The sequence below is a fragment of the Streptomyces sp. CA-146814 genome (assembly GCF_050942385.1).
In the GTDB taxonomy this organism is placed as follows: Bacteria; Actinomycetota; Actinomycetes; order Streptomycetales; family Streptomycetaceae; genus Streptomyces.
The window spans coordinates 5,483,078-5,496,066 of sequence record NZ_CP192068.1 but is presented as its reverse complement, the minus strand read 5'-3'; the positions used below and the strand labels follow the sequence as shown (position 1 = coordinate 5,496,066).

At 71.3% G+C, this 12,989-nt stretch carries 11 protein-coding genes; 4 read left to right on the top strand and 7 right to left on the bottom strand.

Annotated elements, in window-relative coordinates:
• The first annotated feature begins 118 nt into the window (after positions 1–118).
• Both ACQP09_RS24775 and ACQP09_RS24770 read left to right on the top strand, forming a co-directional pair.
• Positions 119–3,985 (top strand): multifunctional oxoglutarate decarboxylase/oxoglutarate dehydrogenase thiamine pyrophosphate-binding subunit/dihydrolipoyllysine-residue succinyltransferase subunit, encoded by a 3,867-nt coding sequence (locus ACQP09_RS24775; RefSeq protein ID WP_433403211.1) that lies wholly within the window; start codon positions 119–121, stop codon positions 3,983–3,985.
• 101 nt (positions 3,986–4,086) lie between these two features.
• Positions 4,087–4,272 (top strand): DUF6104 family protein, encoded by a 186-nt coding sequence (locus ACQP09_RS24770; protein WP_003966321.1) that lies wholly within the window; start codon positions 4,087–4,089, stop codon positions 4,270–4,272.
• Between the two features lie 12 nt (positions 4,273–4,284).
• On the opposite strand, the gene ACQP09_RS24765 is transcribed toward ACQP09_RS24770, so the two are convergent.
• A complete protein-coding gene (locus ACQP09_RS24765; RefSeq protein ID WP_433403208.1) occupies positions 4,285–5,112 on the bottom strand; it encodes a hypothetical protein in 828 nt (275 codons plus the stop codon).
• 153 nt (positions 5,113–5,265) lie between these two features.
• On the opposite strand from ACQP09_RS24765, the gene ACQP09_RS24760 reads away from it, so the two are divergent.
• Positions 5,266–6,135 carry a DUF4097 family beta strand repeat-containing protein gene (locus ACQP09_RS24760; protein WP_433403205.1) on the top strand — a complete coding sequence of 290 codons (870 nt, stop codon included), beginning with the start codon at positions 5,266–5,268 and terminating at the stop codon, positions 6,133–6,135.
• A gap of 1 nt (position 6,136) precedes the next feature.
• Complete coding sequence (locus ACQP09_RS24755) at positions 6,137–7,174, top strand: helix-turn-helix transcriptional regulator (RefSeq protein ID WP_433403203.1); 1,038 nt, start codon at positions 6,137–6,139, stop codon at positions 7,172–7,174.
• Positions 7,175–7,325: 151 nt separating this feature from the next.
• Here the strand turns inward: ACQP09_RS24755 and ACQP09_RS24750 are convergent, their stop codons facing one another.
• From ACQP09_RS24750 to ACQP09_RS24725, 6 genes are all read right to left on the bottom strand, one after another.
• The gene (locus ACQP09_RS24750; protein ID WP_433403201.1) at positions 7,326–7,907 is read right to left on the bottom strand and encodes a Clp protease N-terminal domain-containing protein; all 582 of its coding nucleotides are present in this window, start codon (positions 7,905–7,907) and stop codon (positions 7,326–7,328) included.
• Positions 7,907–8,116, bottom strand: coding sequence for a sigma factor-like helix-turn-helix DNA-binding protein (locus ACQP09_RS24745; RefSeq protein WP_006127526.1), 210 nt, complete (start codon positions 8,114–8,116; stop codon positions 7,907–7,909). Before ACQP09_RS24745 ends, ACQP09_RS24750 begins: the two co-directional genes overlap by 1 nt.
• A gap of 31 nt (positions 8,117–8,147) precedes the next feature.
• On the bottom strand, positions 8,148–8,687 hold the full coding sequence (locus ACQP09_RS24740; protein WP_433403198.1) for a GNAT family N-acetyltransferase: 540 nt from the start codon (positions 8,685–8,687) through the stop codon (positions 8,148–8,150).
• Positions 8,665–10,113: a cellulase family glycosylhydrolase gene (locus ACQP09_RS24735; RefSeq protein WP_433403196.1), complete on the bottom strand. Its 1,449-nt coding sequence runs from the start codon at positions 10,111–10,113 to the stop codon at positions 8,665–8,667. Before ACQP09_RS24735 ends, ACQP09_RS24740 begins: the two co-directional genes overlap by 23 nt.
• Positions 10,114–10,178: 65 nt before the next feature.
• The gene (locus ACQP09_RS24730; RefSeq protein ID WP_433403193.1) at positions 10,179–11,147 is read right to left on the bottom strand and encodes a zinc-binding dehydrogenase; all 969 of its coding nucleotides are present in this window, start codon (positions 11,145–11,147) and stop codon (positions 10,179–10,181) included.
• A 218-nt stretch (positions 11,148–11,365) separates the two neighbouring features.
• The gene (locus ACQP09_RS24725) at positions 11,366–12,619 is read right to left on the bottom strand and encodes an NAD(P)-dependent malic enzyme (protein ID WP_433403191.1); all 1,254 of its coding nucleotides are present in this window, start codon (positions 12,617–12,619) and stop codon (positions 11,366–11,368) included.
• Positions 12,620–12,989: the final 370 nt, after the last annotated feature.

Below are 12,989 nucleotides of genomic sequence, written 5' to 3'. Positions count from 1 at the left end.
GTTGCGATGTGATGTGCACGACGAAGCACCGGCCCGGTCTGCAAGGAACGGTTTGGGGGGCGTAGCCTTGATTTCCGCTGTCCATCACCTTGTGAAGCGGAAGAGGGCGGTTGCCGCCGTGTCGTCTCAGTCCCCCAGTAACTCGAGCATCTCGACCGACCAAGCCAGCCCGGGCACCAACCCGGCCGCGGCTTTCGGCGCCAATGAATGGCTCGTCGACGAGATCTACCAGCAGTACCTCCAGGATCCCAGTTCGGTCGATCGCGCCTGGTGGGACTTCTTCGCCGACTACAAGCCGGGCACCTCCGGCACGGCGGACAAGCCCGCTCCCGGCGCCGCAGCCTCGGGGGCTGCGGCAACCGAGGCCCCGGCCGCCACCACCCCGGCGAAGCCCGCCGCCGCCGCTCCGGCAGCCCCGGCGCAGGCCGACGCCAAGCCGGCCGAGGCGAAGACCGAGGCGAAGGCGGAGGCCAAGCCCGCCGAGGCCAAGGCCGCCCCGGCTCCGGCCCCGGCGAAGCCCGCAGCGGCCAAGCCGGCCGCCAAGCCCGCCGCCGCTCCCGCCAAGGAGAAGGCCAAGGCAGAGACCAAGGCGGACGAGTCCACCGAGGCCCCGGCCGGCCCGGAGTACGTGACGCTGCGCGGCCCCTCCGCCGCTGTCGCGAAGAACATGAACGCCTCGCTGGAGCTGCCGACGGCCACGTCCGTCCGGGCGGTCCCGGTGAAGCTGCTCTTCGACAACCGCATCGTCATCAACAACCACCTCAAGCGCGCCCGCGGTGGGAAGATCTCCTTCACGCACCTCATCGGGTACGCGATGGTGCAGGCCCTCAAGGCCATGCCGTCGATGAACCACTCCTTCGCGGTGAAGGACGGCAAGCCGACCCTGGTCAAGCCGGAGCACATCAACCTCGGCCTCGCCATCGACCTGGTGAAGCCGAACGGCGACCGCCAGCTGGTCGTCGCGGCCATCAAGAAGGCCGAGACGCTCAACTTCTTCGAGTTCTGGCAGGCGTACGAGGACATCGTCCGGCGCGCCCGCATCGGCAAGCTCGGCATGGACGACTTCTCTGGCGTCACCGCCTCGCTGACCAACCCCGGCGGCATCGGCACCGTCCACTCGGTGCCCCGCCTGATGCCCGGACAGGGCCTCATCATGGGCGTCGGCGCGATGGACTACCCGGCGGAGTTCCAGGGCACCTCCCAGGACACCCTGAACAAGCTCGGCATCTCGAAGGTCATGACGCTCACGTCGACCTACGACCACCGGGTCATCCAGGGCGCCGCCTCCGGCGAGTTCCTGCGGGTCCTCAGCCAGCTGCTGCTCGGCCAGAACGACTTCTACGACGAGATCTTCAAGGCCCTGCGCATCCCGTACGAGCCGGTCCGCTGGCTCACGGACATCGACGCGTCGCACGACAACGACGTGACGAAGGCCGCGCGGGTCTTCGAGCTGATCCACTCCTACCGGGTCCGCGGCCACGTCATGGCCGACACCGACCCGCTGGAGTACCGCCAGCGCAAGCACCCCGACCTCGACATCACCGAGCACGGCCTCACCCTGTGGGACCTGGAGCGGGACTTCGCGGTCGGCGGGTTCGCCGGCAAGTCGATGATGAAGCTCCGCGACATCCTCGGCGTGCTGCGTGAGTCGTACTGCCGCACCACCGGCATCGAGTTCATGCACATCCAGGATCCGAAGCAGCGCAAGTGGCTCCAGGACCGGGTGGAACGGCCCCGCGCCCAGCAGCCCGAGCGCGAGGAGCAGCTGCGCATCCTGCGCCGGCTGAACGCGGCCGAGGCGTTCGAGACGTTCCTGCAGACGAAGTACGTCGGACAGAAGCGGTTCTCGCTGGAGGGCGGCGAGTCCGTCATCCCGCTGCTCGACGCGGTCATCGACTCCGCCGCCGAGGCCCGCCTCGACGAGGTCGTCATCGGCATGGCCCACCGCGGCCGCCTGAACGTGCTGGCGAACATCGTCGGCAAGTCGTACGCGCAGATCTTCCGCGAGTTCGAGGGCAACCTGGACCCGCGCTCGATGCACGGCTCCGGCGACGTCAAGTACCACCTGGGCGCCGAGGGCACCTTCACCGGTCTGGACGGCGAGCAGATCAAGGTCTCGCTGGCCGCCAACCCCTCGCACCTGGAGGCGGTCGACCCGGTCCTGGAGGGCATCGCCCGCGCCAAGCAGGACATCATCAACAAGGGCGGCACGGACTTCACGGTCCTGCCGGTCGCGCTCCACGGCGACGCGGCCTTCGCGGGCCAGGGCGTCGTCGCCGAGACGCTCAACATGTCGCAGCTGCGCGGCTACCGCACCGGCGGCACCGTGCACGTGGTGATCAACAACCAGGTCGGCTTCACCGCCGCCCCGGAGTCCTCGCGCTCCTCGATGTACGCCACCGACGTGGCGCGCATGATCGAGGCGCCGATCATCCACGTCAACGGCGACGACCCGGAGGCCGTGGTCCGCGTCGCGCGGCTCGCCTTCGAGTTCCGGCAGGCGTTCAACAAGGACGTCGTGATCGACCTCATCTGCTACCGCCGCCGCGGTCACAACGAGGGCGACAACCCGGAGTTCACCAACCCGCAGATGTACACCCTGATCGACAAGAAGCGCTCGGTGCGCAAGCTCTACACCGAGTCCCTCATCGGTCGCGGCGACATCACGCTGGAAGAGGCGGAGCAGGCGCTCCAGGACTTCCAGGGTCAGCTGGAGAAGGTGTTCGCCGAGGTCCGGGAGGCCACCTCGCAGCCGGCCGCCCCGCACATCCAGGAGCCGCAGGCCGCCTTCCCGGTCGCCGTGGAGACCGCGGTCTCCGCCGAGGTCGTGAAGCGGATCGCCGAGTCCCAGGTCAACATCCCCGAGTCGATCACCGTCCACCCCCGTCTGATGCCGCAGATGCAGCGTCGCGCGGCCTCGGTGGAGAACGGCACGATCGACTGGGGCATGGGCGAGACCCTGGCCATCGGTTCGCTGCTGATGGAGGGCACCCCGGTCCGGCTCGCCGGCCAGGACAGCCGCCGCGGCACGTTCGGCCAGCGCCACGCGGTCCTGGTGGACCAGGTCACCGGCGAGGACTACACCCCGCTGCTGTACCTCACCGAGGAGCAGGCCCGGTACAACGTCTACGACTCGCTGCTCAGCGAGTACGCGGCGATGGGCTTCGAGTACGGCTACTCGCTGGCCCGCCCGGAGTCGCTGGTCATCTGGGAGGCGCAGTTCGGTGACTTCGTCAACGGCGCGCAGACCGTCGTGGACGAGTTCATCTCCTCGGCCGAGCAGAAGTGGGGCCAGACGTCCGGCGTCACGCTGCTGCTGCCGCACGGCTACGAGGGCCAGGGCCCGGACCACAGCTCCGCGCGTCCCGAGCGCTTCCTCCAGATGTGCGCGCAGGACAACATGACGGTCGCGATGCCGACCCTGCCGTCGAACTACTTCCACCTGCTGCGCTGGCAGGTGCACAACCCGCACCACAAGCCGCTGATCGTCTTCACGCCGAAGTCGATGCTGCGTCTGAAGGCCGCGGCGTCGAAGATCGAGGAGTTCACCACCGGCGGCTTCCGCCCGGTGATCGGCGACGACAGCGTCAAGGCGGAGGACGTCCGCAAGGTCGTGTTCGTCTCGGGCAAGCTCTACTACGACCTGGACGCCGAGCGGGAGAAGCGCGGGGACACGGAGACCGCGATCATCCGGCTGGAGCGGCTGTACCCGCTGCCGGGTGCGGAGATCCAGGCCGAGATCGCCAAGTACCCGAACGCCGAGAAGTACCTGTGGGCCCAGGAGGAGCCGGCCAACCAGGGTGCGTGGCCGTTCATCGCGCTCAACCTGATCGACCACCTGGACCTGGCCGTCGGCGCGGACGTGCCGCACGGCGAGCGCCTGCGCCGCATCTCGCGGCCGCACGGCTCGTCCCCGGCGGTCGGCTCGGCCAAGCGCCACCAGGCCGAGCAGACGCAGCTGGTCAACGAGGTCTTCGAGGCCTGAGGACCGTACGGCTGAACACACCGGAGACCCGGTTCCGCGCTCGTCGCGGGGCCGGGTCTCCGGCGTCTCCGAAGCCTTGGGCGCCTCGTTATCCTTCTCCCATGTACTTCACGGACCGTGGCATCGAGGAACTGGAGAAGCGGCGCGGCGAGGAGGAGGTCACCTTCGAGTGGCTCGCCGAGCAGCTGCGTACGTTCGTCGATCTCAACCCCGACTTCGAGGTGCCGGTCGAGCGCCTCGCCACCTGGCTGGCCCGGCTGGACGACGAGGACGACGAGGACGCGTAACCCGCGAGCCGCTCAGGAGGCGCCTGCCCTGGCCCGGTGGTAGGCGAGCCCCAGCGCGCCCTGTGCCAGGAGTACGGCTCCGGCGGCCGCCCATCCTCCGCTGCGCCGCCGCGCGCCCCACAGCAGGAGCGGGAGCCCAGCCGCGAGCTGGGCGGCGGCGATGGCCCGGGCCCGCGGGCCGCGCACCCACGGGCCGAGGCTGCTGCTCTCCACCGCGTCGAGTTCGACCCGTACGGCATCACGCCACCCGGACCACTCGACGCGCTCCACCCCGCGCTGCACCGCCGCCACGCTGCGCAGCCGGTCGGCGCTCTCGCCCGGGCCGAGTCCGGTCGGCAGAGTGAGTCCCGTACGGGTCAGGACCGCGAGCAGGCCGCGCAGCCGGGCGTCGGCGTCCGATTCGGGGTCGGGCCGGGTCAGCTCCTCCAGCGCCTGGAGGTCGAGTACGGGATCGAGGCCGAGCCGGGCCGCGAACGTACGCATCGCCTCGTCCTCGCCCACCGGCGTACCGTCGGCCAGCCAGATGTAGCCGACGGGACGGCGGAATCCGGCGGCGAGCGTGTATCCCGCCCGGTCGCCGTCCCACCACAGGGCCAGCACCGGCCAGCTGGAGCCGACGGCCAAGGCTCCGGCCCAGCCGCCGATGACCCGGTCGACCGGCTCGGGGCCGCCGCCGGACGGACCGGTTCCGCGCCAGGGCTTCCCTTCCGGTACGAGGACGCTCCACTCCTCGCCCGCGCGCGTCAGCAGCATCTGCTCGCGCAGCAGGTGGGCGAGCGGCCGTACGGTCTCGGGGTCGGCGCGGCACAGCAGGAGCGCCCCCGTGGATGTCGCGTTCATGTGCACACGCTAGGACAATTTGCCCGACTCCGATGGCTTTTGACCGCATCGCACTCCTATAGGGCGACACTTGACTTCCCCGATCCGCGATATATCGTGTTCTTTACGAGACGCGATATGTTGCGTCGCCATCCTCTCCGGGAGGTCCTATCCATGGCTGTGTCGAAGCGGACCGTCGCCGAGCCGCAGAAGCTCACCTTCGACGACCCGGTGACCTCGCTCCACGTACGGGTCGTCGGCGGCACGGTCAACGTCGTCGGGACCGATGAGCCGGGCGCGCGGCTGGAGGTCTCCGCCATCGAGGGGCCGCCGCTCCTGGTGACGTACGAGGACGGCCGGCTGACCGTGGCGTACGAGGATCTGCCCTGGCAGGACCTGCTGCGCTGGCTCGACCCCAACGGGCGCCGCCGCAGCGCGGTCGTCTCGCTCACCGTGCCCGCCGCCGCCTCGGTGGAGGTGGGCGTGATCGGCGCCGGGGCCGTCGTCTCCGGGATCAGCGGCCGTACCGACGTACGCGGCATCACCGGGGACATCGCGCTCGTCGGGCTGACCGGCGCGGTCCGCGGGGACTCCGTCTCGGGCAGCCTGGAGGCGCAGCGCGTCACCGGGGACCTGCGCTTCCACTCGGTGGCCGGTGATCTGACGGTGGTGGACGGGGCCGGCGCCTCGGTCCGGGCCGAGTCGATCAGCGGCGACATGGTGCTGGACGTCGAGCCGTCGGGCGCGGCTGCGGACCGGCCCACCGACATCCGGCTGACCACGGTCTCCGGCGAGATCGCGATCCGGCTGCCGCATCCGGCGGACGCGAAGGTCGAGGCCAACACCGCGAGCGGAGCCGTCTCCAACGCCTTCGAGGACCTGCGGGTCGGCGGGCAGTGGGGCGCGAAGAAGATCACCGGCACGCTCGGCGCCGGCACGGGGACCTTGAAGGCGACGACCGTCTCCGGTTCGATCGCCCTGCTCCGCAGGCCCCCGGCCGAGGACGACACGCGCGGTGCCGCGCCGACCGGAAAGGTTCTCTGACATGCCCCCCGTATTCGCGCACGGCCGACTGCGCCTGTATCTGCTCAAGCTCCTGGACGAGGCCCCGCGCCACGGCTATGAGGTGATCCGCCTCCTGGAGGAGCGCTTCCAGGGCCTGTACGCGCCCTCCGCCGGCACCGTCTACCCCCGGCTGGCCAAGCTGGAGGCCGAGGGCCTGGTCACCCACGCGACCGAGGGCGGCCGCAAGGTCTACTCGATCACCGACGCCGGACGCGCCGAGCTGGCTGGCCGCAGCGGCGAACTGGCCGACCTGGAGCTGGAGATCCGTGACTCGCTGGCCGAGCTGGCCGCCGAGATCCGCGACGACGTGCGCGGCGCGGCGGGCCGGCTCCGCAGCGACATGCGGGCGGCCGCCTCGGAGTCCCGTACGGACCAGGGCAAGCAGTCCTCCCCCTTCGGGGACCTGGGCGACTTCGGCGACCTCGGGAATCTGGGCGACCTCGCGGACAGCAAGGCGTGGCGCGCGGCGAAGGAGGAGGTGCGCCAGGCCAAGGAGGAGTGGAAGGAGCAGGCGCGCCGGGCGAAGGACGAGTCGCGGCGCGCCCGTGAGGAGGCCCAGCAGGCCCGCCGCCAGGCCAAGGAGGCGCAGGACAGGGCGCGCGAGCAGATGCAGAACGCCGCCCGTCAGGTGCAGGAGCACTTCGCCCGCGGCGACTGGCCCGCCGGCGTACGGGAAGGGCTGGCCGAGATCACCGGACAGCTCGGCGGCTTCGCCCGCACCGGCGGCTGGTCCTCGTTCGGCAAGCCGTGGGCCGCCGGAACCGAGACCACCGGGCCCGCCGAGGCGGCCGGAGCGCCGGAGACCGCTGACGGTTCCGGCTGGGGCGAGGACGTCCCGGTCACGGACGACCCGGCGCGCGATCTGGACCGCCTGCTGGACCGGTTCCGCGACACCGTCCGGGACACCGCCCGCGATCACGGGGTCACGGAGGACCAGGTGGCCGAGGCCCGCCGCCACCTGGGCGCGGCGGCGGCGCGGATCGAGGCGCTGCTGCGGCCGGAGGACGAGGAGAGCTGAGGGGCGGCGGGTGCGGGTGCCTTGTCGTACGCGGTGACGAGGTACCCGCACCCGTACGCACGGTCCGCGCCCTCACCCGGCTCCGCTTCCCTGGCGCCGCCTCCGCTTCCCTGGCACCGCCTGCGCTTCCCTGGCGCCGCCTGCGCGTGCCTCACCCCGCTTTGGCGTGTCCCCGGCCGTCGGCCTCGGGCCCGTACAGCGCTCGGTGCACGGTCGTGTACGTCGCGCCGTGCTCGGCGAGGACGTCGGCGACGGTTCCCGGGGTCGCTGTGAGGGCCAGGAGCAGGTGTTCCTCGCCGATGAACCGGTCGCCGCGCCCCAGCGCGACCCGCAGCGACTTCTCCAGGATGCCCTTCGCGCCCGGAGTGAAGGGTCGGTGCCCCGACGACCACCACCGGCGGCTGCGCCGGTCGGCGGCGAGAGCACCCTCCCCGTGGGCGCCTTCGACCCGGTCCACGATGGCGCCGACGTCGATCCCGATGCCTGCCAGGGCCTCGGTGTCGGCCTTCGTCAGCCCGCCCCGGCGGCGGGCCTCGGCGAAGGCGGTGTCGAGGGAGGCGCGGCGGCCGCTCAGGCCGAGGGCCGCGAGGGCGAAGGAGGCCCGGCTGCCTTCACGTTCCAGCAGCGCGAGCAGCAGGTGTTCCTCGGTGACCGATCCGGCCCCGACGCGCTCCGCCTGCGCCACGGCTCCTTTTACGGTCACGCGTGCTCCTTGGGTGAACCGTTCGAACATCAGCGCCTCCCGTACTTCTTGTGCACGGCCTGCCGGCTGACACCCAGCTCGGCGGCGATCTCCTGCCACGACCAGCCCTGGACGCGGGCACTGCGTACCTGTACGGCTTCCAGCTGCTCCAGCAGCCGCCGCAGCGCGGCCACCGCCCGCAGCCCGACGCGCGGGTCGCGGTCACCGGCGCGTGCGGCCAGATCCGTTGCTTCGGTCATGACGTCAACCTACATTGACACTGGAGGATCGTCAATCAAAGTTGACATCATCGTCCGCGAGCCGGGCGTGCCGCTCGACGTCGTACCGCACATCGCCGTAGCGCAGCTTGCCCCGCTCGATCCCCTCGGACGCGAACCCGGACCGTACGGCGACCCGGCAGGAGGCGGTGTTGTCGGTGCGGTGGCCCAGCTCCAGCCGGTAGAGGCCGAGTTCGCCGAACGCCCACCGCGCCACCGCCCGCACGCCGGCGGGCGCGACGCCACGGCCGCGCGCCGCCTCGGTGGTCCAGTAGGAGATCCAGCCCGTGTCATGGATCAGGTTGACGGCGTCGACCGCGACGCAGCCGAGCGGATCGCCGTCCTCCCCCACGACAGCCCAGGTGTAGCCCGTACGGGCTCCCCTCTCCCGCCTACGGTCCGCGATCCAGGCCAGCGCATCGGCCCGGTCGGCGAGGGGCCGGTCGCTCTGGCGGTCCATGTCGGCCGGGGCGAAGGCACGGAGTACGGCGGAGGCGTCGGCGGGGAGCCAGGGGCGCAGCAGAAACCCCTCAGGGGCGGTCAGTTCGTCCATACGGGCCAGCCTCCCGCACGGTCACCACCACCTCCACCCCGGGCCACGCCACCACGGTCAGGCGGCCTCCGTGCGGCGCCTTGCCGAGGACATGGGCGGCCCGCCCGGTGACGGAGACGCGCCAGCCCCGGGTGGAGGGCGGCAGGGACAGCTCCGTGAGGCCGGGACGGGCGGCCGCACGGTAGGCGAGGCGGTAGGAGCGGCTCTCGGAGTCGTACGTGTCGGAGCGGACCGTGCCCGCGACGGCCGGGGCGTACGGGGTCGCCGTCTGCTCCTTGTTCGTACGGAAGCGGCCGTGCTCGTCGACCGCGCAGTAGCCGCCGCCGTAGCACCAGACGTATCCGGCCCAGCCGGAGCTGTAGCGGTTCAGGGAGGCGACGGCCTCGCGGTAGAAGCGGCCCATGTTCGGGAGGGAGTTGTTGAGCGGCCCCCACTCGCCGACGACCACGGGCATCCCGTGCCGGGCCGGATAGGCGGTGACGGCGGCCTCGTACGCCTCGATCCAGCCGGCCTCGGGGTCGTAGTCCGCGCCCGCCTCCATGGCGGTGTTGTAGAAGTGCGGGGCGTAGACGGTCCGGCTGTCGTGGATCCGGCCGAGGCCGGTGGGCACACCTTCGCCGACGATGGGGGTCGGCTCGACGAAGAGCCAGGTGTCCCGGTCCTTGGCCCGGATGGCACGGGCGAGGCGGTTGTACATCGGCGTGAGGTGCTGCGCCTCGATGCGGCGGGCGGCGGTCGCCAGGCCCTCGCCCTCGCGCAGCTCGCCCATCGGCTCGTTGATCAGGTCGTAGCCGATGACGGCCGGGTGGCCGCGGAACCGTTCGGCGAGGACCTGCCACATGGCGGCCTGGGCGCGCCGCAGGTCGGGGTCCTCGTAGAGGTGGGTGAAGGCCCGCTGGACGGCGGGCTGGAAGTACTCGGAGAACCAGTCGTCGGGGTTGGGCGTGAACGGCAGGCCGTCGGTCCTGGTGGCCCACTCCGGGATGCCCCGGTGGTTGAAGGCGGGCCCGAAGACGTCCTGGTGGGCGTCGATGAGGACGTGGACACGGTGCCGGTGCGCCCAGTCCAGGATGCGTTCGATCTTCCGGAGGTAGCGCTCGCTGTACTGCCCGCGCCGGGGCTCCAGGTCGTCCCAGAAGACCAGCAGCCGGGCGAAGTTGAAGCCGTTGGCCCGCAGGTCGCGGAAGTGGCGTTCGGTGATGGCGCTGAGCGCGGCCTCGCCGCGGTTCGCCTTGTCCTCGACGTTCCAGCCCCGCAGGGTGAGGGTGCGGCCCCGACTGTCGGTCAGGGGCGGGATGGAACGTTCGTACGTCGACGGGTCGGCGGACCGGGTGGACGCGGGGTGCGCCGAGGCGGCGGGAGCGAGGGCTCCCGCCGCCAGGACGGACGCGACGACAACGGCTATGAGTGCTCTGCCCATACGCATGGGCGGCATCCCATCAGCAAAGCTGACACTTATTCAAGTATGAGGTACTGACCAGTTGTGCGGAGTTACTCCGTCGGCCGGAGCACGATCTTTCCGAACTGCTCGCCGTCGGCCAGCCGCTGGAACCCTTCGCGGGCCCGGTCCAGCGGGAGCACCTCGTCGATGACCGGACGGACGCCGGTGGTCGCGCAGAACGCCAGCAGGTCCTCCAGCTCGTCCTTGGAGCCCATCGTGGAGCCGACGACCTTGAGCTCCAGGAAGAAGATCCGGGTCAGCTCGGCGTGCGACGGCCGGTCGCCGCTGGTGGCCCCGGAGATCACGAGGGTGCCGCCGGGGCGCAGCGACTTCACGGAGTGGGGCCAGGTGGCGGCGCCGACGGTCTCGATGACGGCGTCCACCCGCTGCGGGAGCCGCGCGCCGGGCTCGTACGCGGCCAGTGCGCCGAGCTCCACCGCCCGCTTCCGCCGGGTCTCGTCGCGGCTGGTGGCGAAGACCCGGAGCCCGGCGGCCTTCCCGAGCACGATCGCGGCGGTGGCGACCCCGCCGCCCGCGCCCTGGACGAGCACCGAATCGCCGGGCCGGACACCGGCGTTGGTGAAGAGCATCCGGTACGCGGTGAGCCAGGCGGTCGGCAGACAGGCGGCCTCCTCGAAGGAGAGCTCCTTCGGCTTGGGCAGCACGTTCCAGGTGGGCACGGTGACCTGCTCGGCGAAGGTGCCCTGGTAGCGCTCGGTGAGGATGGAGCGCGGCTCCTTCGGCCCGACGCCGTGGCCGGACTGGCCGATCACGGAGTGCAGGACGACCTCGTTGCCGTCCTCGTCGATGCCGGCGGCGTCACAGCCGAGGATCATCGGAAGCCGGTCCTGCGAGAGCCCGACGCCCCGCAGCGACCAGAGGTCGTGGTGGTTGAGGGAGGCGGCCCGGACGGTGACGGTGCTCCACCCGGGACGCTTTTCGGGCGCCGGGCGTTCGCCCAGCTCAAGGCCGTTGAGGGGCTGGTCGGGATCGATGCGGGCTGCGTAGGCGGCGAACATGGCTTGACGATAGGCGCGGCGGGCCGCCCACGTAAGCGCGTCCGCGTGTGACGCACACCAAGTGGCCCTGCCGCGATGGAGCAGCGGGGGCCCGAACCCATCAAGCCCCTCCGGCGATTGAGGAGCGGGGTCCGGGGCAGCGCCGCGGGCTCCGCCCCCAGACCCCCGCTCCTCAAACGCCGGAGGGGCTGATTCGGTCACAACCGCTCAACGCAAGGTCAGCGCCGAGCCACACCCTCCGCCCGCGCCGCCGCGGCCACGGCGGCCGTGACCGCCGGCGCGACCCGCTCGTCGAACGGGGACGGGATCACGTAATCCGCCGCCAGCTCGTCGCCGACCACGTCCGCCAGCGCGTTCGCCGCGGCGATCTTCATGCCCTCCGTGATCCGGGAGGCCCGGACCTGGAGCGCCCCCGCGAAGATCCCCGGGAACGCCAGCACGTTGTTGATCTGGTTCGGGAAGTCGGACCGCCCGGTCGCCACCACGGCCGCGTACTTGTGCGCGATCTCCGGGTGGACCTCCGGATTCGGGTTGGCCATGGCGAAGACGTACGCTCCGGGCGCCATCGACGCCACCGCCGCCTCCGGAACCGTACCGCCGGAGACACCGATGAAGACGTCCGCACCGGCGAGCGCCTTCTCCAGGGATCCGGAGATCCCGGCCCGGTTGGTGAGCTCGGCCAGCTCGCGCTTGACGTCGGTCAGGTCGTCCCGGTCCCGGCTGACGATGCCCTTGCGGTCGGCGACGGCGACATCGCCGATACCGGCCTCCAGCAGGAACTTCGCGATGGCCACACCCGCCGCGCCCGCACCGGAGATCACGCCGCGCAGATCGCCGAGCGTGCGCCCGGAGAGCTTGGCGGCGTTGCGCAGGGCGGCGAGGGTGACGACGGCCGTGCCGTGCTGGTCGTCGTGGAAGACCGGGATGTCGAGCCGCTCCTGGAGCTTGCGCTCGATCTCGAAGCACCGGGGCGCCGAGATGTCCTCCAGGTTGACCCCGCCGAAGGACGGGGCGAGCCGGACGACGGTGTCCACGATCTCGTCGGTGTCGGTCGTCGCGAGCGCGATCGGCACCGCGTCGACGCCGCCGAACTGCTTGAAGAGGATGGCCTTGCCCTCCATCACGGGGAGGGACGCCTCGGGCCCGATGTCACCGAGGCCGAGCACGGCGGTGCCGTCCGTCACGACGGCCACGACCTGGGACTTCCAGGTGTAGTCGTGGACGAGCTCGGGGTTGTCGGCGATGGCGCTGCAGACCTTCGCCACACCCGGCGTGTACGCCAGGGAGAGGTCGTCCTTGTCCCGGATCGGAACGGTGGACTGCACGGCCATCTTCCCTCCCCGGTGGAGGGCGAAGGCCGGATCGAAGGGCTCGTCGGCCCCGGTGTCCGCCGCGCTCGTGCGCTGGATGCCACGGTCGGTGGCGCTGTCGGTGGTGCTGTCGCTGCGAGGATTGACGATCTCCGCTGCCATGGTGTTGACCCCTTAAGTCTTCATCGTTTGAGGGTGGCCACTCCTGGTTGAGGAGGGGTGGGCGGGCACCGCGTACGCGCCCTGCGCCAGGCGGTTGGCCCGCCCCGGCAGGGAGAGGTACGTACGCGCGGGCGCGCCGCACACGCGCCCTGAGCCCCGGATGAGGGGTGTAAACGTCTTTCTTACCGGACCGACCCGCCCCCGCACGAGTCCATTGCGATGCGGTGACGTGACTCATAGTCGAATATCTGGACAAGTCGGCAAACCGGCATAAATGCCGCCCGCCGGGAGAGACGCACCGAAGATTCTCCGGCGGCGCGAAGAGTTCACGACAGATGGTCCGGCCCCGAGGTACCGGCCACGCGAGTTC